The organism is Lysinibacillus sp. FSL L8-0126 (assembly GCF_038630385.1).
Lineage (GTDB): Bacteria > Bacillota > Bacilli > Bacillales_A > Planococcaceae > Lysinibacillus > Lysinibacillus fusiformis_D.
Genome location: NZ_CP152028.1, coordinates 409,217 through 434,453, shown reverse-complemented (window position 1 = coordinate 434,453; position 25,237 = coordinate 409,217). Strand labels below are relative to the sequence as shown.

24 protein-coding genes are annotated in these 25,237 nt (G+C 38.1%); 22 read left to right on the top strand and 2 right to left on the bottom strand.

The window, feature by feature from the left end:
- Genes MHI34_RS02145 through MHI34_RS02125 form a run of 5 tightly spaced genes read left to right on the top strand, consistent with a single transcriptional unit; the run spans window position 1 to window position 4,952 of the window.
- A complete protein-coding gene (locus MHI34_RS02145; protein WP_058843486.1) occupies window positions 1-750 on the top strand; it encodes a Stp1/IreP family PP2C-type Ser/Thr phosphatase in 750 nt (249 codons plus the stop codon).
- Window positions 751-752: 2 nt separating this feature from the next.
- Entirely contained in the window at window positions 753-2,738 is a 1,986-nt protein-coding gene (pknB, locus tag MHI34_RS02140; RefSeq protein ID WP_036124923.1) for a Stk1 family PASTA domain-containing Ser/Thr kinase, read from the top strand.
- Window positions 2,739-2,749: 11 nt separating this feature from the next.
- Window positions 2,750-3,634, top strand: coding sequence for a ribosome small subunit-dependent GTPase A (gene rsgA / locus MHI34_RS02135; RefSeq protein WP_036124921.1), 885 nt, complete (start codon window positions 2,750-2,752; stop codon window positions 3,632-3,634).
- A 2-nt stretch (window positions 3,635-3,636) separates the two neighbouring features.
- A complete protein-coding gene (gene rpe, locus MHI34_RS02130; protein ID WP_089931982.1) occupies window positions 3,637-4,305 on the top strand; it encodes a ribulose-phosphate 3-epimerase in 669 nt (222 codons plus the stop codon).
- Window positions 4,302-4,952: a thiamine diphosphokinase gene (locus tag MHI34_RS02125; RefSeq protein ID WP_089931984.1), complete on the top strand. Its 651-nt coding sequence runs from the start codon at window positions 4,302-4,304 to the stop codon at window positions 4,950-4,952. Before rpe ends, MHI34_RS02125 begins: the two co-directional genes overlap by 4 nt.
- 216 nt (window positions 4,953-5,168) lie before the next feature.
- On the opposite strand, the gene rpmB is transcribed toward MHI34_RS02125, so the two are convergent.
- Both rpmB and MHI34_RS02115 read right to left on the bottom strand, forming a co-directional pair.
- Window positions 5,169-5,357 (bottom strand): 50S ribosomal protein L28, encoded by a 189-nt coding sequence (gene rpmB, locus MHI34_RS02120; protein WP_004227417.1) that lies wholly within the window; start codon window positions 5,355-5,357, stop codon window positions 5,169-5,171.
- 185 nt (window positions 5,358-5,542) lie between these two features.
- Window positions 5,543-6,286, bottom strand: coding sequence for an IclR family transcriptional regulator (locus tag MHI34_RS02115; RefSeq protein WP_058843516.1), 744 nt, complete (start codon window positions 6,284-6,286; stop codon window positions 5,543-5,545).
- Between the two features lie 267 nt (window positions 6,287-6,553).
- On the opposite strand from MHI34_RS02115, the gene MHI34_RS02110 reads away from it, so the two are divergent.
- The 17 genes from MHI34_RS02110 to rnc all read left to right on the top strand — a co-directional run bounded on the left by MHI34_RS02110 (window position 6,554) and on the right by rnc (window position 25,234).
- Window positions 6,554-7,426: an arginine deiminase family protein gene (locus MHI34_RS02110; protein WP_089931986.1), complete on the top strand. Its 873-nt coding sequence runs from the start codon at window positions 6,554-6,556 to the stop codon at window positions 7,424-7,426.
- Between the two features lie 14 nt (window positions 7,427-7,440).
- Window positions 7,441-8,202: an arginine deiminase family protein gene (locus MHI34_RS02105; RefSeq protein WP_036124824.1), complete on the top strand. Its 762-nt coding sequence runs from the start codon at window positions 7,441-7,443 to the stop codon at window positions 8,200-8,202.
- 101 nt (window positions 8,203-8,303) lie between these two features.
- Window positions 8,304-9,725, top strand: a complete 1,422-nt coding sequence (locus tag MHI34_RS02100) for an amino acid permease (protein ID WP_036124822.1) — start codon at window positions 8,304-8,306, stop codon at window positions 9,723-9,725.
- 38 nt (window positions 9,726-9,763) lie between these two features.
- Window positions 9,764-11,368: a M20/M25/M40 family metallo-hydrolase gene (locus tag MHI34_RS02095; protein ID WP_342504064.1), complete on the top strand. Its 1,605-nt coding sequence runs from the start codon at window positions 9,764-9,766 to the stop codon at window positions 11,366-11,368.
- A gap of 171 nt (window positions 11,369-11,539) precedes the next feature.
- Window positions 11,540-12,745, top strand: a complete 1,206-nt coding sequence (locus tag MHI34_RS02090) for a diguanylate cyclase (protein ID WP_058843491.1) — start codon at window positions 11,540-11,542, stop codon at window positions 12,743-12,745.
- Window positions 12,746-12,853: 108 nt separating this feature from the next.
- Window positions 12,854-13,213 (top strand): Asp23/Gls24 family envelope stress response protein, encoded by a 360-nt coding sequence (locus MHI34_RS02085; RefSeq protein WP_004269431.1) that lies wholly within the window; start codon window positions 12,854-12,856, stop codon window positions 13,211-13,213.
- A gap of 18 nt (window positions 13,214-13,231) precedes the next feature.
- Complete coding sequence (locus tag MHI34_RS02080) at window positions 13,232-14,881, top strand: DAK2 domain-containing protein (protein ID WP_249645910.1); 1,650 nt, start codon at window positions 13,232-13,234, stop codon at window positions 14,879-14,881.
- 351 nt (window positions 14,882-15,232) lie between these two features.
- Entirely contained in the window at window positions 15,233-15,895 is a 663-nt protein-coding gene (sdaAB, locus tag MHI34_RS02075; RefSeq protein ID WP_036124814.1) for an L-serine ammonia-lyase, iron-sulfur-dependent subunit beta, read from the top strand.
- 14 nt (window positions 15,896-15,909) lie between these two features.
- Window positions 15,910-16,818, top strand: a complete 909-nt coding sequence (gene sdaAA, locus MHI34_RS02070; RefSeq protein WP_249645909.1) for an L-serine ammonia-lyase, iron-sulfur-dependent, subunit alpha — start codon at window positions 15,910-15,912, stop codon at window positions 16,816-16,818.
- Between the two features lie 164 nt (window positions 16,819-16,982).
- On the top strand, window positions 16,983-18,134 hold the full coding sequence (locus MHI34_RS02065; protein ID WP_249645908.1) for an amidohydrolase: 1,152 nt from the start codon (window positions 16,983-16,985) through the stop codon (window positions 18,132-18,134).
- 143 nt (window positions 18,135-18,277) lie between these two features.
- Window positions 18,278-20,323, top strand: a complete 2,046-nt coding sequence (gene recG / locus MHI34_RS02060) for an ATP-dependent DNA helicase RecG (RefSeq protein WP_036124807.1) — start codon at window positions 18,278-18,280, stop codon at window positions 20,321-20,323.
- A 131-nt stretch (window positions 20,324-20,454) separates the two neighbouring features.
- Window positions 20,455-21,027, top strand: coding sequence for a transcription factor FapR (gene fapR, locus MHI34_RS02055; protein ID WP_036124838.1), 573 nt, complete (start codon window positions 20,455-20,457; stop codon window positions 21,025-21,027).
- Window positions 21,028-21,029: 2 nt separating this feature from the next.
- On the top strand, window positions 21,030-22,022 hold the full coding sequence (gene plsX, locus MHI34_RS02050) for a phosphate acyltransferase PlsX (RefSeq protein WP_058843495.1): 993 nt from the start codon (window positions 21,030-21,032) through the stop codon (window positions 22,020-22,022).
- 18 nt (window positions 22,023-22,040) lie between these two features.
- The gene (gene fabD, locus MHI34_RS02045) at window positions 22,041-22,994 is read left to right on the top strand and encodes an ACP S-malonyltransferase (protein ID WP_058843496.1); all 954 of its coding nucleotides are present in this window, start codon (window positions 22,041-22,043) and stop codon (window positions 22,992-22,994) included.
- Window positions 22,987-23,733 carry a 3-oxoacyl-[acyl-carrier-protein] reductase gene (gene fabG / locus MHI34_RS02040; protein ID WP_058843497.1) on the top strand — a complete coding sequence of 249 codons (747 nt, stop codon included), beginning with the start codon at window positions 22,987-22,989 and terminating at the stop codon, window positions 23,731-23,733. The genes fabD and fabG overlap by 8 nt, the downstream gene beginning before the upstream one ends.
- A 58-nt stretch (window positions 23,734-23,791) precedes the next feature.
- Window positions 23,792-24,028, top strand: coding sequence for an acyl carrier protein (gene acpP / locus MHI34_RS02035; RefSeq protein ID WP_036124798.1), 237 nt, complete (start codon window positions 23,792-23,794; stop codon window positions 24,026-24,028).
- A 441-nt stretch (window positions 24,029-24,469) separates the two neighbouring features.
- Window positions 24,470-25,234: a ribonuclease III gene (gene rnc, locus MHI34_RS02030; RefSeq protein WP_036124796.1), complete on the top strand. Its 765-nt coding sequence runs from the start codon at window positions 24,470-24,472 to the stop codon at window positions 25,232-25,234.
- Window positions 25,235-25,237 lie beyond the last annotated feature (3 nt).

Genomic DNA, 25,237 nt, shown 5'->3' with positions numbered 1-25,237 from the left:
TTGGAATACACAGTCGAAAGTGATATTGGTTTAAAACGATCAATTAATGAAGACCGTGCTGCATTTTTTAAACGTCCTGACGGGCTTGCACTAGCACTTGTGGCGGACGGCATGGGTGGTCATAATGCTGGTGATGTAGCAAGTGATATGGCAATTAAACAGATGGAATCCTTTTTTTTACAGGCAGACGCACATCATTTTGTATCAACAACATCAAAAAAAGAATGGTTATTGCACACAGTTAAGCAATTGAATAAAACGATATATGACTATTCTTTATCACATGAAGACTGTAAAGGAATGGGCACGACGTTTATTGCGGTGTTAATAGAAGAGTATCATTGCTTCATTGCACATGTTGGGGATAGTCGTGTGTATTATTTCTTTGAAGATGGTGCACAACAAATAACAAGAGATCATTCATATGTAAATGTACTGGTAGAAAATGGCGAAATAAGTGAAGAAGAAGCTTTGACACACCCAAAGAAAAATTTCATTTTAAAAGCTGTTGGAACAGAGGAAACGCTAGAGCCAGACTTTTATGAAGTAGATTTAGCATCAGAATCGTATTTACTCATTTGTTCAGATGGCTTAAGCAATAAACTCACTGTCTATGAAATGGCTTCAATTATAACGTATCCAGATGCCATTGAAGAAAAAGGACGTAAGCTTGTAGAATTGGCAAATGCCAGCGGGGGAGAAGACAATATCTCCCTCGTGCTACTAACAAAAAAGGATGAGGAGGTGTAAGAATGCTTGTAGGTAAAAGAATTAGTGACCGTTATAAAATTTTGCAGCTCATTGGTGGCGGAGGTATGTCCAATGTTTATTTAGCGCACGATATGATATTAAACCGTGATGTAGCCATAAAAATATTACGCTATGATTTTTCCAATGAGGATGAATTACATCGACGTTTTCAACGTGAGGCACTGTCTGCTACAAGTCTTACACATCCAAATATTGTTAGTGTTTATGATGTAGGGGACGATGGCGATCTACATTATATCGTGATGGAATATGTTCAAGGAAAAACGTTAAAGCAGTACATACAAGAATTTGCACCAATTTCTCCTGCTAGAAGTGTGCATATTATGAAACAATTAACGTCTGCCATTGCAAATGCCCATGAAAATCATATTATCCACCGTGATATTAAGCCGCAAAATATTTTAATGGATGCGGAGGGTAATGTAAAAATAACTGATTTTGGTATTGCCATGACGTTAAGTGCTACATCGTTTACACAAACGAATTCAGTGTTAGGTACGGTGCATTATTTATCACCTGAGCAAGCCCGAGGCGGGACGGCTACTAATAAATCAGATATTTATGCACTTGGCATTGTGCTATATGAATTATTAACAGGTGAATTACCATTTTCTGGAGAATCAGCAGTTTCCATTGCACTCAAGCATTTACAAACAGAAACACCTTCTGTTCGTGCTTTTGATGCAACCATTCCTCAAAGTTTGGAAAATGTGGTGCTGAAGGCTACGGCTAAAGATGCTTCCCATCGTTATAATACAGTGGAAGAAATATATGATGATTTGGAAACAGTCTTATCACCAACACGAGTAAACGAACCAAAATTTGTCATACCTGTTGATAATGATACGACGAAAGCTATACCAATTATTAAAGAGCCTGTTCATAAAAAAGGCGAAGATTTAACCCAAACGAGAGTTATGGAACCGATTATGGAAGTGAAAACACCATCTCAAGCAAAGCCTAAAAAAACTGTTGAAAAACCAGCTCCTGTTAAGGGAAAGAAGAAAAATTGGCCAAAGTATGTTGCTGGATTATTGATTGCTGTGATTGTCATCTTCCTATTCTTTTTATTTGCAACAGATTCGTTTAGCCCGAAAAAAATTTCTGTACCTGATGTAACAAATTTAACTGTGGAAGAAGCTACAAAAAAATTAGAAGCAGAGGGGTTTGTTGTTGGTGAGGAGCATCAGGAGCGGAACCATGAGGAAATTGAGAAAGGTAAGATCATTGAAACAGATCCAGCAAAAAATGCATTGCGTGCAAAAGGCACAGAGATTGATTTAATCGTCAGCTTAGGTGTGGAAATGACGACTGTAGATAATTATGTTGGACAGAATTATAGTCAAGTGGAAGCTTTAATAAAAGGAAAGTATAAAGAAGTACTAAAAGAGGATGTCCCTTCTAATGAACCAGAAGGAAGAATCATTGAGCAAAGTATACCCCCAAATACTGAAGTTGTTGCGAAGGAAGAAACAATTACGTTTAAAGTAAGCCAAGGGGTTAGAATGATAAGGCTTGAAAACCTCAATAATTATACAAAAGCGGATATGGATGACTATGTGAGGAGAGTTGGCCTTAATTGGCGTATTTCACGTGAAGAATATCATGAGTCGATTCCTGCGGGCAGTGTGATATCACAATTGACAAAAGCGGGTACTATGGTGGAAGAAGGTTCCTTCATATCCGTTGTGATCAGTAAAGGACCAGCGAAAAAGCCTGATAAACCACTGGTCATACCTGTAGTCATTGAGTATAAACCTACAGAAGAGGGTATAGCTCAAAACATTCGCATTGAAATTCAAGATAAAAATCATACATTTTCTGAACCAGTAGAGTTTCCAATTTTAGATGATACACCTTACAATATACAGCTTGTTATTGAAGAAGGCAAAGATGCAAGTTATAGAATTATCCGTGACTCAGAAATAATCTTAGAAGACAAAGTTAAATATGAGGATGTCAATTAAGGAGGAATTGGATGGCGCAAGGCCAAATAAGAAAAGCATTAAGCGGTTATTATTATGTTTATGATGGTCATCAACTTATTCAATGTCGAGGACGTGGGGTCTTTCGCAATCGCGGAGAATCCCCGCTTGTTGGTGATATTGTAGAATATTCAACGGAAACAGAAGGATCGGATGGTACCATTCAAAAGATTTTGGAGCGTCAAAATGAATTAGTTCGTCCGCCAATTGCCAATATTGATCAAGGTATTTTAGTATTTTCCGTAAAAGAACCTAATTTCAATACCATTTTATTGGATCGCTTTTTAGTTGTTTTAGAATCATTCCATGTACATCCTATTATTTGTTTAACAAAAATGGATTTGCTGGAAAATGATAAACGTGAGGAATTACAGCAATATATCGTCGATTATCAAAACATGGGCTATACGGTTTTACAAACCTATAAAGATGAGGAAGAATTAGTTGAACGCCTACAGCCTATTTTAAAAGGAAAAACCACTGTATTAGCAGGTCAATCTGGTGTTGGAAAATCAACTTTGCTGAATACACTAATTCCTGAATTAAACTTAAAAACAGGCATCATTTCGCAAAGCTTAGGGCGAGGAAAACATACTACTCGTCATGTCGAGCTTATTGAGGTCTGTGATGGTTTATTGGCAGATACTCCTGGATTCAGTTCTTTTGATTTTGATGAAATTGATAAAGAGGAATTAGGCGCATGTTTTCCTGAAATGGTCAGAGTGGCGGATGATTGTAAATTTAGAGGCTGTTTACACTTGAAAGAACCAAAATGTGCAGTAAAGGCAGCAGTAGAAACGGGAGAAATTCGTGACTACCGCTACAAGCATTATGAACAATTTATGCAAGAAATTATGGATCGAAAGCCGAGGTATTAATGATGATACAAATAGCACCATCAATTTTAGCAGCAAATTTTGCAAAATTAGGGGAAGAAGTAAAAGAAGTAGAGCAAGCAGGTGCAACACTGATTCATATTGATGTCATGGATGGTCACTTTGTACCGAATATTTCATTTGGCTCAATCGTATTGGATGCTATCCGTCCATTAACGAATTTACCGTTAGATGTACATTTAATGATTGAAAATCCAGATCAGTATATTGAACAATTTGCAAAAGCTGGTGCAGATTATATTACAGTGCATGTTGAAGCATGTCGTCATTTACACCGAACAATACAATTAATTCGTTCGTATGGTGTAAAGGCTGGCGTAGTATTAAATCCACATACATCAATAGAGTCGATTCAACACATTTTAGAAGATATCGATATGGTATTGTTGATGACTGTTAATCCAGGCTTCGGTGGACAAAAATTTATTCATTCTGTTGTACCTAAAATTGAAGCATTATCGGCAATTATTAAAGAGCGGGGTCTAGAGATTGCCATTGAAATTGATGGTGGTATTACTGCTGAAACGATTGTTCCATGTGCACAGGCTGGAGCGACGATTTTTGTGGCAGGATCAGCTATTTATAGTAAAGAAGATCGAACAGCTGCACTCCAAGAGATTTTAGCGGCTGGTGAGGCAGCGATTAAGAGATGACGATAGTCGTTGTTTGTGCAGGTGGTCCAAAACAAGAGCTTTGCTCATTTTCATCGTTTCAACAACAGGATGTAGTATTTATTGGAGCAGATCGTGGTGCTTTATATTTACTGGAGCATGGGATTACCCCTCATGCCATTGTTGGTGATTTTGATTCCTTAACAGATGAGGAATATCAATTTGTGATGGCACAAACCAATGACCAACAACGTTTTCAGGAAGAGAAAAATGAAACAGACACGGATTTAGCTTTGCTTAAAGCCTATACTTATGCACCTCAAGAAATTGTCCTAACAGGTGTTACAGGTGGGCGCTTAGATCATTATGAGGCAGCGGTTCGTTCCATTTATCGACTCCAAAAAGAGCATCCTCAAATTGAGCTGAAGATTATTAATCATGCAAATATGTTGCAATTTTTATTACCTGGTACGCATACTATTTTTGCAGATGATCGATACCGATACTTGTCTTTTTTTGCTCATGAGGAACCGATTCAAAATGTGACATTACGGCAAGTAAAATATGAAACAACGAATGAGGAAATCTCTTTAGGAACATCACGATTTACAAGTAATGAAATAATAGGAACTTCAGGGTCTATATCTTTCTCGCATGGCATATGTTTAATGATAAGAAGCATAGATTAGCGTAAGGGGGAGAGAGTCCTGAAAGTATATACGTTCCAGCTGCCGAAATTCGTGAGTAGTATCACGCGTACGTGTATTAACCTATTTAAAAAAGATAAGAAAGTAAAAAAATCCGACTAATGTTAGTCGGATTTTTTACGTTAAGTATATTGAATACTGTAAAAAGAAAAAAATCGATTTGCGCCCAATGCGAAATCGATTTTTTAGAAGCGGCGATTAAACGCGCTCGATTTTACCTGATTTTAATGCACGAGCAGAAACCCATACACGTTTTGGTTTACCGTCAACTAAGATACGAACTTTTTGAAGGTTAGCACCCCAAGTACGTTTGTTAGCGTTCATAGCGTGGGAACGGTTGTTACCAGTACGAGCTTTACGTCCAGTGATTACACATTGTTTTGGCATGTTGTATTCCCTCCTTACTGTTGATGCTGAAAGATTATTATTTCAGTTCGGTATTTCACATACCATAATAATTTAACATACGATGGCGTTCAGTGCAATAGTTTTCACATATCCTTTCAAGAAAAAAACCTTTACAGGCAAAAATCAGTTAGTAAAAGAAGGGAAACTTAAGAAAAGAAGTATTACTACCCTTTTCCACGATAACCAAGTTTTGTCGATACACGTTTACCAGTATCAACTAAGCGCTCAATTAATGTATTAATATGATCTTGAGAGACATTAAAATTCACAAAGCCGATGCTCACTGCACCTATCACTTCACCAAAACCATCTTGTACAGATACCGCAATGGAGGAAGTACCAGCAGTTCGTTCTCCATGACTTATTGCATAGCCCTGCTGTCGGATGTTTTGAAGTTGTCCTTCTAATTCAGCAATTTCGTCTTTCGTTATTAGCTGTTCCAAAATTTCTTTTGACTGAGTGTCAGGCATAGAAGCAAGAATGGCTTTATTGGCTGCGCCAATATGCATAGGTATGCGAATGCCAAGTTGGTCATAAATACGAATCGGATTTGCAGCACTGTCTATTCTTTCTATAATAATTGTATCTAAACCAGCAGGCTTACTTAAATAGACACTTTCTTCAACTTCTCTTGCTAAGCGTTCTAATTCAGGCCTAATTTTACTAATATAATCCATCGTGTCATATACCTGTAAGCCAAGTTCCATCCATATTGTTCCGAGGCGATAATGCTTAGTCTGCTCATCCTGTTCAATCATACCTTGTTTAATCATGGCTTTTAAAATTCTATGTAAAGTACTTAGTGGTAAATCGCATTTTGTAGAAAGCTCTGAAATAGACAAGCTACGGTCATTTGCTTCAGATGCTAAAACCTTCGCAATCGTCATAGCTCGCTCTAATAATTGCATTTGCCCCACCTCCCTTCCTCCTATTTTATTTTTATTCTCCAATTACGTCTAGTTCCAATATTTTCGAGCGAATAGATGTCTATACAAAGATGTGTAAAATGAATCCTCGTACAATTGTTTTTCAATGGATAAATCAAATTTAGATTAAAGGAAAAATAAAAAGTTTTCTAAATATATTGACAGTATAGCATAAAACGAATATATTTTTCATATAAACTTTCCTCTTAACGGAAACGTTTTCCACTACACGGAAAAGGGGTGAAGGGAATGCATTATTGTTCATCAATGTATGCACCTTTGAAACACGTTATAGTAAAACATCCGAAAGATGCTTTCCGAAGCCAGGCACATCTTAGCGATGAATGGAAAACATTTAACTATTTATCTGAGCCTAACTATGAAGAAGCGCTAAGAGAATATGCTGAATTTATTAGGATTCTTGAAAAGTATGTTGATACGATTGATTATTTGCCTGCTAATGATGAAGTAGGGTTAGATTCGCTTTATGCACATGATCCAGTTAAATTCACACCAAATGGCGCCATTATACTGAAATCTGGCAAAAAATTGAGACAGCCAGAAGCAGCAGTATATAAGGCCTTTTTACAGGAGAAAGGTATTCCAATCATTGGGGAACTAACAGGAGAGGCGGTATCAGATGGTGGAGATCTTGTTTGGTTAGATGATCGAACACTCGTTGTAGGTAGAGGTTATCGTACAAATGATGAAGCTATCCATCAATTAAAGGAAATGACAGCGGATATGGTGGATGAGTTTATTGTTGTGCAGCTACCCCATGACTTAGGTGAAGCTGAGTGTTTACATTTAATGTCTTTCATAAGTATGGTAGATCGAGATTTAGCTGTTGTACATTCACGTTTAATGCCAGTATTTTTCCGACAACTGCTTATCGAGCGAGGTATCCAATTAATAGAAGTACCGAAGGATGAGTATGATGCACTGGGCTGTAATGTCTTGGCGCTTGCACCAAGAGTGTGCGTTATTCCTGAAGGGAACAAAGTAACAAAACAACAGCTACTTGATGCTAGTGCAACAGTGTTTGAATATAAAGGTGATGAAATTACTGTTAAAGGAACAGGTGGGCCAACATGCCTAACTTGTCCAGTAGTAAGAGGATAAAGGAGACGAAAATTATGTTTAAAAATGTTATTGTTAAAAATCCAGGAAATAGTTTTGTAAACGGTTTAACAACTAGTGATTTAGGTAAACCCATTTTAGAAAAATTGTTTGAACAGCATGAAAAGTATATAGATGCTTTGAAAAAATGTGGCGTTGAGGTTACACAATTACCAGCAAATGAAGCATTCCCAGATTCAACATTTGTAGAAGATACGGCAGTATTAACATCTGAATTTGCTATTATCTCAAACCCTGGAGCAGCTGCTCGTAATCGTGAAATCGAAGATATTGAACCAGCAGTGAAACCATTCTTTGAAAAAATTTACTATATTAAAGGCTCTGGAACGCTTGATGGTGGAGATGTATTACAAGCAGAGAAGAAATTTTACGTAGGGATCTCAGACCGTACAAATGAAGAAGGCGCACAGCAATTTAAAAAAATTGTTGAGCAAGAAGGCTATGAAGCGACTATTATTCCATTAAAAGAGTTCTTCCATTTAAAAACAGGGGTTGCCTATGTTGGGGATAATCGTATGGTGGTAGCTGGTGAGTTTGTCGATCACCCTGCATTTGAATCTTATGATAAAATCGTGATTCCTAAAGAAGATGAATATTCTGCTAACTGTATTCAAGTAAATGATTATATTATTATTCCAGCTGGCTACCCAGAAACAAATCGTAAATTACAAAATCTTGGCTATCAAACTATTGAACTTGAGATGTCTGAGTTTAGAAAACACGATGGTGGCTTAAGTTGTTTATCATTACGTTTTTAAGACATGCTAACATTGCCCAATCAATTTAAAAGGGAAAATTGATTGGGTACTTTTATTCTTTGATTATCTGAATATTTACACTATATGGGAAGTAGGGATGGATGTTGAATAAAGGGGATCAGCTTCACAACAATCAATTAAATCGATCGATGAAAAGCCGTCACTTATTAATGCTTTCACTTGGGGGTGTTATTGGAACGGGCTTATTTTTAAATGTTGGCTATACCATTAATCAAGCAGGACCAGGTGGTGCTCTAATTGGTTACTTGTTTGGTGGCCTAATTTTGTTTATGGTCATGAACTGTCTTGGGGAATTGGCTGTTTATATGCCAGTTACAGGCTCCTTCCAAACATACGCTACACGTTTCATTAGTCCTTCAGCTGGTTTTTCATTAGGCTGGATGTATTTTGTCGGGTCTGCCGCCACAGCTGGTGTTGAATTTACAGCTGCTGGGATTTTAATGCAACATTGGTTTCCAACTGTACCAATATGGATTTGGTGTGCTGTGTTTATGGTTCTTTTATTTGTCTTAAATGCTTTAACAACAAAGGGCTTCGCTGAAGCAGAGTTCTGGTTTGCTAGTATCAAAGTTGTTGCAGTCATAGCATTTATCATTATAGGTGGTGCGGCCATTTTCGGATTAATTCCATTAGCAGATCGTCCAACGCCACATCTGACAAATTTAGCACCTACTGGTTTATTCCCAGCAGGTATTTCTATTATTTTTGTCACAATGATGAATGTTATTTTCTCTTATCAGGGATCAGAGCTTGTTGGTATTGCAGCAGGTGAAACCGAGAACCCTGAAAAAAATATTCCAAGAGCGATTCGTACTATTCTTTTTAGAATTATAGTCTTTTATATTGCCTCCATTATTGTATTATCGGCGATATTCCCAGCATCAGAGCTTGGTCTTGTAGAGAGTCCATTTGTAACGTTGATGAATATAGCAGGTGTTCCATATGCAGCTAGTATCATGAATTTTGTTATATTAACGGCTATTTTATCAGTCGGCAATTCATGTCTGTATGCGTCAACACGTTTATTATTCTCTATGTCACAAGAGGGAATGGCACCTAAGTTATTTGGTCGATTGACTAAAAATAAAGTGCCTTTAAATGCGCTCATTTTTACAATGGCTTTCTCACTATTATCCTTATTAACAAGTGTAATGGAAGCTGATGCAGTATTTGTGTTACTCATGTCGGTGGCCGGAATCTCTGTCACAATCTCATGGATGGGGATTTGTGCTTCTCAACTAATGTTCCGCTATCGTTATGTAAAGTCTGGAGGAAATTTGGCTGATTTAAAATTTAAAACACCTCTATTTCCTTTAATACCTGTATTTTGTATTATCTTTTGTGTATTTATTTTAGTATTTTTAGCGTTTGATCCAACGCAAAGAATCGGTTTACTGTACGGGATTGGCTTCTTTATTGCCTGTATGATTTTTTATCAATTGAAATTAAAAAATGCAACAACGACAGATAGTAAAAGTGAAGAGTCACTAGAAATTCGTTAACCAAAAATTTAACGAATTGAGGCTAAAGGAGAGTTTGTATGAATAATTATATGTGGAATACACCTGAAAAACTGCGAGCATTGCTATGTGAAATTGTCAGTTGGGAAAGCAGGACATTGACAAAGGGTGAAAATGACTTTGCCTATAAATTAAAAGATAAATTGTTAACGCTTCCATATTTTGAAAAACATCCAGAGCTTATTGAATTACATGATGCAGGGCTTGGAAGAAATGCTGTTACGGCATTTTATAAGCACCCAACAGCAACAGAAACAGTGGTGTTAATCAGTCACTTCGATACAGTGCATACGGAGGAATATGGAGAACTAGAGCCACTAGCTTTTTATCCAGAGGAATTAACAAAAAAACTGATGGAGTCTAAATACAAAGAAGATTTACCAGAAGCGGCTAGAATTGATTTGGAGTCAGGTAATTATTTATTTGGTCGTGGCACAATGGATATGAAAATGGGACTTGCTTTACATATGCAGCTCATTGAAAAGGCAAGCTTTGAACAATGGCCAATTAATTTGATTTTAACTACTGTACCTGATGAGGAAGTAAACTCTGCTGGAATGCGAGCTGCTGTTGTGGAGCTTGTGAGACTTCGTGAACAACATGGGCTAACCTATAAATTATTTTTAAATAGTGAACCTTCCTTTTCGCAAGGGCCATCTGATACAAATGAATATATCTATTCAGGTACTATAGGGAAAATAATGCCAGCTGCTTTATTTTATGGCAAAGAGACGCATGTTGGCGAACCTTTAAAGGGCATGACCGCTAACTTTATTGCTTCTTATATGACACAGTACATGGAGTGGAATCCTCTTTTCCGTGAAACAGATTTGGGAGAAAGTACGCCACTGCCAGTTTCTTTACAATTAAAAGATTTAAAAATGGAGTATTCTACACAAACACCATATTGTGCGGCTGCACTGTACAATGTATTTTTATTAAAACGTACAGCTGCAGAAGTAATGGCTATCTTTGAACAAGTGGCATTACAAGCCATGGCTGCTTGTAATGAGCAATACCAAAAAGTTTGCACCCGAGAAAAAGTACAAGGGGTAGGGAATGTACAGGTTTTGCGATATGAGGCATTGTTGGAGCATGCTATCCATAAATTGGGTGAGGAGGAAGTGCGAACGATCAAACAGCAAGTTCTTCAGCATCACGCATGGGACGATCGTGAAAAATCTATACGTATTGTTGATCAGCTCATGATTCGTTGTCAGGAATTAGCACCAGCAACAGTTTTGCTATATGCACCACCTTATTATCCAGCAATTAATTCATCCAATCATCCACTTGTTATTCAATCGATTGAATTGATGAAGAAAACGGCTCAAACATTTGCTATTGAGGTGGAGCAGATTCATTATTTTAACGGGATTTGTGATTTAAGTTATGTTAACTACACAGATGATTCAAACGAGTGGTTAGCATTCGAACGTAACACACCTGTATGGGGAGATACGTATAGTATTCCGTTTAAAGAAATGTCTGCATTACAGGGGCCTGTATTAAATGTCGGTCCCTTTGGCAAAGATGCACACCAAAAAACAGAAAGACTGCATGTGGATAGTGCCTTTAAAGAAATGCCTGTTATGATCGACAAGCTTATTAAAAGTCTTTTTTAGTCAAATAAATTTTAAAATATTGAACTGAATATAATATAAACAAAGTTGATGCTATAAAAGTATCAACTTTTTTATTTATCAAAAAAATTTCGACCTACTTGTATTTTTCATTCTTTAGACGATACATATAGAACATTATATAACTGAAAGCGGACAATAGGAGCGAGTATTATGAAAAATCAAGAAAAAATAGCTTTTTCTATTCGCAAAGAAATGGTTCAGTCGAATTTAAAAGGGATGAGAACAGTTGCTTGGTCACTTATGTATGTATCGGCTATTATTTCCCTTATTCATTATGGAGAGGTTTTCTTTGTCAAAGCAGAAAGAGCCATGGTCCCCGTCTATATTGCCATTCATATCGCCATGTTTTATATAGATATAGCCGTATTGTTATTTGTTAGGGAAAAACGAATTCACATTACCTCTGTTAATATACAGAAGTATGAACACCTAGTTGTTATTTATATTTACACGATTATGCTATTGATTACGGCAATTTCGGTAATGGATGTTTATTTCTTTCATCATGCAGCATTATATGAGGTGATTTTAATCATTATTTGTACGGTATTTGCATTACCTTTACGAAAAATTAGTTGGATTATTTTACTTTCTGCACCAGCAATTATTGCGAGTACATATTTGAGTGTTGGCATGTCCAGTGAGAATATTAAAGTCATATTACCGATGTCTCTTTTAATTCCGATTGGTATCATAATTCAATATCAGACCTACAAGGTTCGAAAACAAATAACTACGCAGCATATTTTATTGGATGAAGAAATGATCAAAACGAAACAATTATCAGAGCTGCTAGCTGTTAAAAATAAAGCATTAGCAGAGCAAGCACTAAAAGATCCTTTAACGAATCTGCCAAATCGACGAGCATTTAATCAGCAATTGACTAAAATAGGACATCAGCTTCATCAACCACAAACATTAACGGTAATGATGATTGATATTGATTATTTTAAAAAGTTTAATGATTACTATGGACATATACAGGGTGACGCGGTCATTGTTAAAGTAGCCTCCTTATTGGCGGAAATTGCAGAGAAGTATCAGGCGTTTGTTGCTCGTTGGGGTGGAGAAGAATTTATTATGATTAGTCAGCATACTGAGAAGTTTGCTGAGCCTATATGTGAAGAAATTTTAAAGGAAGTGCGTGACTTAAAGATTCCACATAGGCAATCAGATATTGTTCAATACGTAACGGTTAGTATTGGAATGTGTCATGCTAACCTGACAATGTATGAGCATTTACAAACATGCTGTGATATTGCTGACCAAGCGTTATATTTAGCTAAGCAGAACGGACGAAATAACTATTTTCGTAAAATGGCAATTTTTGACGGAAAGGAAAATGCGTCTATTTGAAGTCAGAAAACGTTGCTATAAAGCCTTTCTATACTGCCTTAGGTTGCTTAAATTATAACGAAAGTGTTACAATATACTTTAGTCAAAAAGAGCCAAGGAGGCATTCCTATGTCAATTGAATTAAACAATGAATTCGGCCAAATTGATATTTCAACAGATGTACTTGCACAAATTGCTGGTGGTGCTGCTGTAGAATGCTACGGTATTGTTGGCATGGCATCTAAACATCAAATTCGTGATGGTCTAACTGATATTTTACGTAAAGAAAACTTCGCAAAAGGTGTTGTTATTCGACAACAGGACGACGATTTACATATAGATATGTACATTATTGTTAGTTACGGGACAAAAATTTCGGAAGTTGCTTACCAAGTGCAATCGAAAGTGAAATATACAGTAGATAAAACATTAGGTATGAGCGTAAAATCTGTCAATATCTTTGTACAGGGCGTTCGTGTAGCGAATTAAGAGGAGGAACTAAATCGAATGCAGTCTTTAGACGGTATAAAGTTTGCTGAAATGGTACAAATGGGTGCGCATCATCTATACCAAAATGCAAATTATGTAGATTCATTAAATGTATTCCCAGTACCGGACGGTGATACAGGGACTAATATGAACTTATCGATGACATCTGGCGCAAAGGAAACAGAACTTGCCGCTTCAGAACATATTGGTAAAACAGCACAGGCATTATCAAAAGGTCTTTTAATGGGTGCGCGCGGAAATTCAGGCGTTATTCTATCGCAATTATTCCGAGGCTTTGGGAAGTTTATTGAAAAAGAAGCAACCATTGATGCAAAAGGCTTTGCAGCGGCTTTCCAAGCGGGTGTTGATACAGCTTATAAAGCTGTTATGAAACCTGTGGAAGGAACTATTTTAACAGTAGCACGTGAGGCGGCAAAAAAAGGTGTAGAAGTGGCAGAAACTGAAACCGATATCATTGCCGTGATGGAAGCTTTTACAGCAGAAGCAAAGGCTTCATTAGATCGTACACCTGAATTGCTACCTGTTTTAAAAGAGGTCGGTGTTGTGGATAGTGGTGGTCAGGGCTTACTATTTGTGTATGAAGGGTTTCTAGCCTCTTTAAAAGGTGAGCCTCTTCCAGAGAAAAATGATGCGACCTTAGATGATTTAATCAATGCAGAGCATCATAGAGTACAGGATTTCATGAATACTGAAGATATTGAATTTGGCTATTGTACTGAAATAATGGTGCGTTTAGAAGAAGGGAAAGAACCTTTCGATGAGGAGCATTTCCGTAATGAATTAAATCCTTTGGGGGATTCTTTGCTTGTGATCTCCGATGAAGAAATTGCGAAGGTTCATATCCATTCTGAGCAACCAGGTTCTGTTTTATCAATCGGACAAAAATACGGTAGTCTTATTAAAATAAAAGTTGATAATATGCGTGAGCAGCATTCAGCGATTGTTGGTGAGGAGCATAGAGCACCAACGACTGCCAAAAAAGTAGAAAAACATCCGTATGCTATCGTAACGATTGCGATGGGTGAGGGTGTGGCAGAATTATTGCGCTCTATCGGTGCTTCATATGTCATTGAAGGTGGTCAAACAATGAACCCTTCAACTGAAGATATCGTTAAAGCCGTACAAGAAATCGGTGCAGAAAAAGTATTAATCTTACCGAATAATAAAAATATCGTTATGGCAGCAGAGCAAGCGGTTGAACTATTAGAGATTGACGCAGCGGTTGTTCCTACGAAGACGATTCCACAAGGGATGGCAGCGATTTTAGCGTTTAACCCTGAAGCAGCTGTTGATCTAAATAAAAAGACAATGTCCGATGCATTTGCTAATGTGAAGACAGGTCAAGTAACCTATGCAGTGCGTGATACATCTATTGATGGTGTGGAAATCCGTAAAGATGATTTTATGGCATTAGCAGAAGGTAAAATTGTCCTTTCTACACCAGCATTAAAGGATGCAGCAGAAAAGGTAATCATAGATTTAGTCGATGAAGATGCTGAGATAGTTACAGTGATCTATGGCGAAGATACAACTGAACAGGCTGCTTCAGCATTAGTAGCTTTCATTGAAGAGAACTATCCAGATGTAGAAGTTGAATTATTTGATGGTAAACAAGGGTTATATCCATATATTATTTCAGTAGAATAATTACATGCTACTTTGCTATTCCGTAAAGAAAGCAGTGCACAAAACGTGTACTGCTTTTGTTTATGCTACAAAGAAGAGGATGTATAATATTTAGTAAAAACGTGCTAAATATGAACAGCTAGATGTACGTGTCCAGAGGATAAAAAAATTGGAATTATTGGAATATTAACTGTTTTATTGATGTGTATATATGGTGTGGACAAAAAATAAGCCTATATAGTTACTATAAATTATAGTAGTGGTAATTTTCTGAAAGTTGATAAATTAAATGCTTTACTTTTATAGTAGCTATCAAGCATGATATAAGTAAAAATAAATATTATTATATGAATAGAATAGAGGGGTGTTTGTATGAAGTTTACTTCAGTATTTGATATTATTGGACCAGTCATGATTGGGCCTTCCTCCTCTCATACGGCAGGTGCAGCTCGCATTGGGCGTGTTGCAAGGGATTTATTTGGTAGACAACCTAAATGGGCAAAAATTCATTTATATGGATCATTTGCTGAAACGTATAGAGGACATGGTACAGATGTTGCGATAGTGGGGGGCCTATTAGATTACGATACATTTGATGACCGTATTAAAATAGCATTTGAAGAGGCCGAAAAAGTGGGATTAGAATATGAATTTATTCCCGAAACGGCTAATACGGAGCATCCCAATACAGCTCGGCTTGTCATTGGAGACGATGAAGGGGAAATGTCTGTAGTTGGTATTTCGATTGGTGGCGGAAAAATTGAAATCAGTGAAGTCAATGGTTTTAAGCTACGTTTAACAGGTGGTATGCCAGCAATTCTTGTTGTGCATGATGATCGTGCTGGCTGTATTGCCAATGTAGCCAATTGTTTAGCAATGCATGAAGTCAATATTGGGCATATGGAAGTTTCACGTATAGAACGTGGTTTAACAGCTCTAATGGTGATTGAAATTGATCAAAACATTGAAGATAAGGTGCTACAGCAAATATCTTTAATTCCACATATTACAAAGGTCTCTAAAATTAATAACTAAGGGGGTGTCCCAAAATGGACGTTTTATTTCATAATGTTCGTGAGCTTGTAGAACGAGCAGAGCAAGAAGGAAAATTAATATCAGAAATCATGATCGAACAGGAAATATTGATTACTGGCAGAACGCGAGAAGAAATCATCCAACAAATGGATCGAAATCTAACCGTGATGGAAGAAGCCATTGAACGAGGATTACAAGGTGTGCAATCAGTAACAGGTTTAACTGGTGGGGACGCCGTATTGCTTCAAAATTATATTGCGCAAGGAAAATCACTATCAGGTGATTTATTATTAGATGCTGTAAGCAAAGCCGTTGCAACAAATGAAGTAAATGCAGCGATGGGAACAATATGTGCAACGCCGACAGCGGGTTCTGCAGGTGTTGTACCAGGAACGCTTTTTGCAGTGAAAAATAAATTAAATCCAACTCGTGAGCAAATGATCCGTTATTTATTTACGTCAGGAGCTTTTGGGTTTGTGGTTGCGAATAACGCTTCCATTTCAGGTGCTGCTGGTGGTTGTCAGGCAGAAGTTGGTTCTGCTGCAGGAATGGCTGCTGCTGCCATTGTTGAAATGGCTGGAGGTACGCCACAGCAATGTTCGGAAGCATTTGCCATTACCTTAAAAAATATGCTTGGTCTTGTCTGTGATCCAGTAGCAGGTCTTGTTGAAGTACCATGTGTCAAACGTAATGCCATGGGTGCATCTAACTCGCTAGTAGCGGCAGATATGGCACTTGCAGGTGTAACAAGTCGTATTCCCTGTGATGAAGTAATTGGCGCTATGTATCGCATTGGACAATCCATGAGTCCGAATCTGAAAGAGACTGCACGAGGCGGTCTAGCGGCAACACCAACAGGAAAGGCTATTAGTAAAGCTATACTTGAAAATGGTGGCCTACAAAGTATTAAAGCTCTTCAATAAAACTGGTGAAACATGCTATCTAAAAAGGTAGCATGTTTTTATATTGGTTTAGTTGCGAATGATTTTAGTATAATAAAATAAGCACCCATTTTGTAAGGGGGGCTTTATCAGACGCTCCATTCCTTTGTAGGAACGCTCAAGGTAAATTAAAAGGAGTTTTTTTAGTGGAAATAACTAATCTACCATTTTTAACAAAACAAGCTATAGAGGATCGTCGTTATCTTCATCAATATCCAGAGCTTTCTGGACAAGAATTTGAAACAAGTCAATTTATTCGTAAACGATTAGAGCAGCTTCAAATTGAAATATTAGAGTATGATCCTCCTAGCGTAGTGGCTATGATTCAAGGAACAAAAGGTACGAAGACAATTGCCTTACGAGCAGATATAGATGCCTTACCAATTGTTGAAGAAGGTGATAAGCCCTATATCTCTCAAAAGCCAGGTGTGGCACATATGTGTGGTCATGATGGGCATACAGCGATTTTATTGGCAGTAGCACAATGGATAGCGATGAATAAGGAAAAAATCGAGTCAAATATTATGCTTATTTTCCAATCAGCTGAGGAAATCACACCAAGTGGAGCAGACTTTTTGATTCAAAATGGTGTTTTAGAAGGTGTCGATGCTATTTTCGGTATTCATTTATGGCAAGGTTTAGAAAAAGGGAAAATTGGCTTAACACATGGGCCAATGATGGCTTCGGTCGATGATTTTGAAATTGAAATTCAAGGTCATGGTGGACATGGTTCAATGCCACATGAAACGATTGATCCCATTTATATCGCGAGTCATCTAATGCAATCCTTTCAAAGTATTATTAGTCGAAATATAAATCCTATTGATGCTGGCGTTATTACAGTAGGAAATATTCAAGCAGGAACAACGTATAACATTATTCCAGAGACAGCAAAATTAATAGGAACGATTAGGGCATTAACTCCTGAAACAGTAGCTACCATTCAAGCGAAGATGGTAAGTTTAACAGAAGGGATTTGCCATGCTTTTGGGGCGAAAGGGACAATCGATTTTATTATAGGGACGCCTCCCCTTATCAATGATCCTCAGCAATCACGCTTCGTAGAATCTATCGTTTGTGAAAATTTTGGGCAGGATGTATTCGAGCTTGTTGATCCAGTAATGGGGGGCGAGGATTTTTCATATTATCTAAAGCATAGGCCAGGTGCATTTATTTTTGTTGGGATGGGTGGCGAAAAAAGCCAATATCCACATCATCATCCAAAATTTGATTTAGATGAAGATGTCTTTCCTGATGCCATTAAGCTTTTTATTGACATGATTTTGCAATATAAATGACAGACGTTTATAACCCTATCATGCATTGATGGGGTTTTTGCTTATGTGTAGAGGCTGCGAATTAATATATGATACATTAGATAGAGGAAGCTAGGATGGTTACATAAAGAGTACCACTTGAATGAAGGGAGTTGTGGGATAGGATGACTGAATTATTTAGCCATGTCAATGAAGTGAAAGGCATCGGGAAAGAAACAGCAGCACATCTTGAATCACTAGGCATCAATACAGTAGCTGATTTATTATGGACGTTCCCACATCGACATGAAGATTTTCGTTTAAAAGATTTAGCGCAAACACCACATAACGAACGCGTTACAGTTGAGTGCAAGGTAGAACGTGAGCCTACGATATTATTTTTAGGTCGTAATAAATCAAGACTTCAAGTAACAGTTTTGGCAGGACGTCACTTAGTAAAAGTTGTATTTTTCAATCAAGGCTATTTAAAGCAAAAGCTTGTACCGGGTTCCATTATTACCGTGACGGGGAAATGGGATCGTGGTAGACAAGTAATCAATGGTACAACTGTCACATTTGGGCCAAAAACAGATCAAGTAGACTTTGAGCCAGTGTATAGTCTGAAAGGTTTGATTCCACAAAAAAGATTTCGTAAATATATGCGACAAGTGTTAGATGATTTTGGTGCAGAGCTACCAGAGGCGATTCCATATTATTTACAGGAGTCCTATAAGCTTGTTCCGATACGAGAGGGCTTGGAGGGTATCCATTTTCCGCTGGATGCTGGGCATGCTAAACAAGCAAGAAGACGCTTTGCTTATGAGGAGCTATTAAACTTCCAATTGCGTATACAGGCATTACGTAAAACGCGGAAAGAGAGTGAGCGTGGCACAATCATTCAGTTTGATGTGCATAAACTACGAGCATTTATTGCTTCATTGCCCTATGAATTAACAAATGCTCAAAAACGAGTGGTTAATGAAATTTGTAAAGATTTGAAGGAACCACATCGAATGAATCGTTTGCTGCAAGGCGACGTAGGTTCTGGGAAAACAGTAGTAGCGGCAATCGGTTTATATGCAGCTGTGACAGCGGGCTTTCAAGGAGCCTTAATGGCACCAACTGAAATTTTAGCGGAACAGCACTTGGAGAACTTAAAAGAATGGTTTCAACCCTTTGATGTTCGTGTTGCTTTGTTATCTGGGTCAACTAAAACAAAGGAGCGACGTGGGATTTTAGCAGATTTGGCAAATGGTGATCTTGACATTGTCATTGGCACACATGCGTTAATTCAGCCAGATGTTATATTTCAAAAGCTAGGTTTTGTCATCACAGATGAGCAGCATCGCTTTGGTGTGGAACAACGTCGAATTTTGCGTGATAAAGGGGAGAATCCAGATGTCCTCTTTATGACAGCTACTCCTATACCGCGTACACTTGCTATTACTGCATTTGGGGAAATGGATGTATCGATAATTGATGAAATGCCAGCGGGCCGTAAACAGATTGAAACGCATTGGATGAAAAAAGAGCAACTCGGCTCTGTGATGTCCAAGCTAGAATTGGAGCTAGCGGCTGGAAGACAAGCTTATGCTATTTGTCCACTTATTGAGGAATCTGATAAGCTTGATGTTCAAAATGCTGTAGAAATTTATGAGCAACTAGCCACTTATTTTAAAGATCGTTATCAGGTCGGTTTAATGCATGGACGTTTATCAGCCGATGAAAAAGATGCGGTGATGCGCGATTTTAGTGAAGGAACAATTCAGCTTTTAGTTTCTACAACAGTTGTGGAGGTAGGTGTTAATGTACCGAATGCTACCTTTATGATTGTCTATGATGCTGAGCGTTTTGGCCTAGCGCAATTGCACCAGCTCCGAGGGCGTGTCGGGCGTGGTGAGCACCAGTCATACTGTATTTTACTTGCTGATCCTAAGTCTGATGAAGGGAAAGAGCGTATGCAGTCGATGACGGAAACGAATGATGGTTTCCGTTTAGCTGAAAAAGATTTAGAATTAAGGGGACCAGGGGACTTTTTTGGTAGAAAGCAAAGTGGTTTGCCAGATTTTAAAGTAGCTGATTTAGTACATGATTATCGTATACTCGAGACCGCAAGAAAAGATGCAACAGAGATGCTTGAAACAAAAGCGTTTTGGCAGGATGATGACTATCAATACTTGCGTAAAATGCTAGAAGAGTCGGGTGTATTACAGGGAGAGCGCTTCGATTAGTATTGAGGGCTTATGAGCATAGGAGAATGTGAGTACTTGATTTCAAAACAAGTCTTGCATTCTTTTTTTATACTCTATATACTGATATTAGTACCAAGTGCTAATAACAACTCAAAAGGTGGCGAATGATGTTGAGACGAACGAAAAAAGAGCGACAGCGACTACTATCTGAAACGATAGCTGAAAATCCATTCGTCACAGATGAACAGCTAGCAACACAGTTTCAGGTAAGTGTCCAAACAATTCGTTTAGATCGTATGGAGTTATCTATACCAGAATTACGAGAGCGAATTAAAGATGTTGCTTCTAAAAACTATGAAAATGAAGTAAAATCTCTACCGATTGATGAAGTCATCGGAGAAATTGTAGATATTGAATTAGATAATCGAGCACTATCGATTTTTGATGTACAAGAAGAGCATGTTTTTCAGCGCAATGGCATCGCACGTGGACATCATTTGTTTGCACAAGCAAACTCATTAGCGGTCGCAGTAATTGATGACGAACTAGCATTAACCGTACATTCCAATATTACATTTGTGAAACCTGTGCGTGCTGGAAATCGTGTTATTACAAAAGCGATTGTTATCGGACGAGATGATCTTAATCATCGTACAAAAGTCGAGGTAACATCTACCGTAAATGGTGAAACCGTTTTTGTTGGTGAATTTGATATGTACCGCACGAAAGGTAAAGGTGAGTAACAATGAAATTAGCGCTTGATGGAATGGGTGGAGACAATGCACCAAAATCAGTTGTTGAAGGTGCACTCTTAGCATTAGAGCAAATCCCAAATTTAGAAATCCAATTATATGGTCAGCAAGATAAGCTTGAGCCATTTTTAAAACAACATGATCGATTAACAATCATACATTGTGAGGAAATAGTAGAAGGAACGGATGACCCTGCACGTGCTGTTCGTCGAAAAAAGGATTCTTCAATGGCTCGCATGATGGAATCGGTGGAAGAAGGTAGAGCAGATGCTTGCCTATCTGCTGGGAATACCGGAGCGTTAATGGCAGGGGGCTTATTTAAAGTTGGCCGAATTGAGGGGATAGCCCGTCCAGCTTTGGCTACAACATTACCGACATTGGATGGTAAAGGCTTCTTAATGCTTGATTTAGGAGCAAATGCAGATGCACGACCAGAGCACTTAGTGCAATATGCGATTATGGGTGATATTTATGCTAAAAAGGTTGGAGGCTTACAAAAACCACGAATTGGCCTATTAAATATCGGTACTGAGGAAAAAAAGGGTAATGAATTAACGAAAGCTGCCTTCGAATTATTGAAGGAAGCTGATTTGAATTTTATTGGTAATGTAGAAGCGCGTGATTTGCTTGAAGGAGTAGCGGATGTTGTTGTAACAGATGGCTTTACAGGCAATATGGTGTTGAAGTCTATTGAAGGGACGGCTGGCGCTTTATTTTCAATGTTAAAAGAGGCATTTATGTCATCAACGAAAACGAAAATTTCAGCAGCACTCATGAAAAATAATTTACGTGACTTAAAAAATAAAATGGACTACACAGAGTATGGTGGTGCAGGGTTGTTTGGCTTACAAGCACCTGTAATTAAAGCGCATGGCTCATCGAATGCAAAAGCAATTTTTAGTGCGATTCGACAAGCTAATACGATGGTAGAGCATGCTGTTATTTCGACGATTACTGATACAGTACGTCACTTAGAAATTGATTAAACAAAGGGGATTATTCAAATGACGAAAATAGCATTTATTTTTCCAGGACAAGGTTCGCAAGTAGTAGGGATGGGTCAAGAGTTTGTTGAAAATGCAGCAGACAGTAAAGCATTTTATGATCGTGCAGATCAAGCTCTTCAATTTGAATTATCTAAGTTAATGTTAGAAGGTCCAGCTGAGGAGTTAACACTGACATACCACGCTCAGCCAGCACTTCTTACTACGGGTGTAATGGTAGCTGAAAAGCTGCGTGCAGCAGGAATTCAGCCACACTATGCTGCGGGTCATTCGCTTGGAGAATATGGTGCATTGGTTTTAGCAGGCGTAATGTCATTTGATGATGCCGTGTCTATCGTGCATAAACGTGGTCTTTATATGAATGAAGCTGTACCAGCAGGACAAGGAGCGATGGCAGCGATTCTAGGGATGGAATTAGAGGCATTGAACGCAGTTACAGAGCTGGTTTCAGCAGCGGGTGATTCTGTGCAGGTAGCCAATGTGAATTGTCCAGGACAAATTGTTATCTCAGGCACTAAAGAAGGTGTAGATAAAGCGATTATTGCTGCAAAAGAAGCAGGGGCAAAGCGCGCAATACCTTTAGTTGTGAGCGGTCCATTTCATTCTGAATTGATGCGACCATCCTCAGAAAAACTGCAAGCAGCATTAGCAGAGATTACTTTATCTGCACCTGAAATCCCTGTTATCGGCAATGTAATGGCGAAGGAATTAAAGGATGTACCAGCGATTCAGCAGGAGCTAGTTGAACAGGTATATAGTGCAGTGCAATGGGAAGCATCTATGCGTGAAATGATTGCACAAGGTGTCGATGTCTTTATCGAATGTGGACCTGGCAAAGTATTAAGCGGTCTCTTGAAAAAAATTGATCGTTCAGTTGCTGCTTATTGTGTCTATGATGAAGCATCATTAGAAGCGGTTTTAGAAGCGTCGAAGGAGTGGTCAATCAATGCGTAAATTAGAAGGTAAAGTAGCTGTTGTAACAGGAGCTTCAAGAGGGATTGGACGTGCTATTGCTGTAAAGCTTGCTGAGGAAGGTGCTAAGGTTGTAGTAAACTATAGTGGCTCACAGGCAAAAGCGGAAGAAGTCGTTGAGATGATTCAAGCAAACGGTGGGGAAGCCATTGCGGTGCAAGCTAGCGTTTCACAGACGGAAGAAGTAACCGCATTAATGGATGCCGCTGTGAAAACATTTGGTTCTCTTGATATTTTAGTGAATAATGCAGGTATTACTAGAGATAACCTGTTAATGCGTATGAAGGAAGACGAATGGGACGATGTATTAAATACGAATCTTAAAGGGGTTTTCCTTTGTACAAAGGCGGTAACACGTCAAATGATGAAGCAACGTGCAGGTCGTATTATTAATATTTCTTCCATCGTTGGTGTAGCGGGTAATGCTGGTCAAGCAAACTATGTTGCGGCTAAAGCAGGTGTTATTGGACTCACAAAAACGACGGCAAAAGAATTAGCTTCACGCAATATTTTAGTTAATGCGATTGCGCCAGGCTTTATTGAAACAGAAATGACAGAGCAACTACCAGAAGATATTAAAAAAGGTATGCTTACGCAGATCCCTCTTGCGAAACTTGGACAGCCAGAGGATATTGCCAAGGCAGTAGCTTTCCTTGCTTCCGATGATGCTAACTATATGACAGGGCAAACGCTTCATATAGATGGTGGTATGGTAATGTAATTTCGATTAGGCATATACGCTGATTTTTTGTATAATCATTTGAGGGGAGGTGAATCATTTGTCTACAGTATTAGAACGTGTAACAAAAGTAATCGTGGACCGTTTAGGTGTTGAAGAAAGCGAAGTAACACTTGAAGCTTCTTTCCGTGATGATTTAGGTGCTGACTCATTAGACGTAGTTGAACTTGTAATGGAACTTGAAGACGAGTTTGATATGGAAATTTCTGATGAAGATGCTGAAAAAATCTCAACAGTAGGTTCTGCAATTTCATACATCGAAAGTAAATTAAACTAATTTCGTTAAAACTTTATTTAGCGAAAATGGATCACCTTTATAGATGTGATGGTCATCATAATACACAATGGTATTTATGATAGCATGAATAAAGTAGAAATAGTTTGTCTGCTTTGACTTGATAGAAGAAGCAGCTTCAATGAACAAAGATGTATTCAAAGGGGACGAAATAGATCGATTTTCGATCTATTGACGTCCCTTTTTCATGTTAAAAATCGGGGGCATAATGTCTAAAATTTTTTTGAGCTGACGACTGGAGTTAACCAAAAATCATCCCACAAGCATTCAACTTTCATTTTAGAGGAGATCATTTTCTATGAATAAGATAAATTTTCGAAAAAATTTCCAAAACATTGTGTTTAAGCCGAAATACTTTTGCATAAACGCCTTGAAAAAGGTACACTAAAACGGTAGAAACTATTAGGAAGGCAGATTTGTTCAATGGCTATGAAAAGAAAAGGAACTATGCAGAAATCTGGCGTACTTCCTGAAAAAGTACGCAACCAATTCGAGCTGTTACAGCATGAATTAAATATCACTTTTATTAATAAAAATTTATTGTATCAAGCATTCACGCATTCATCTTATGTGAATGAGCATCGCCGTAAGCTATTTACGGATAATGAGCGTCTTGAATTTTTAGGAGACGCAGTACTTGAACTATCTGTTTCTAAATATCTTTTTGAGAAATACCCAAATATGAGCGAGGGTGAGTTAACAAAGTTAAGAGCTTCTATCGTTTGTGAGCCATCACTAGTTATTTTTGCGAATGAATTAGGCTTTGGACGCTTCGTGTTACTTGGAAAAGGTGAGGAATTAACAGGTGGTCGGGAACGCCCAGCGCTACTTGCAGATGTGTTTGAATCATTTGTAGGTGCACTCTATCTAGATCAAGAATTACAAACGGTCGTGTCGTTTTTAGAGCGTATCGTGTTCCCAAAAGTAGAAGTAGGTGCTTTTTCGCATGTGATGGATTTTAAAAGTCAATTGCAAGAAATGGTACAACAAACCAATAATGGACTTCTTCATTACGAAATAATCGATGAAAAAGGCCCAGCACATAACCGTACCTTTGTATCAAGCGTATTATTGAACGGGCAAGAGCTTGGTATTGGTCGTGGAAAATCAAAAAAAGAAGCCGAGCAGCAAGCTGCACAATGTGCAATGCGAATGATGCGTGAAGAAGCTGCAAAAGAGGAGGCTTAATAG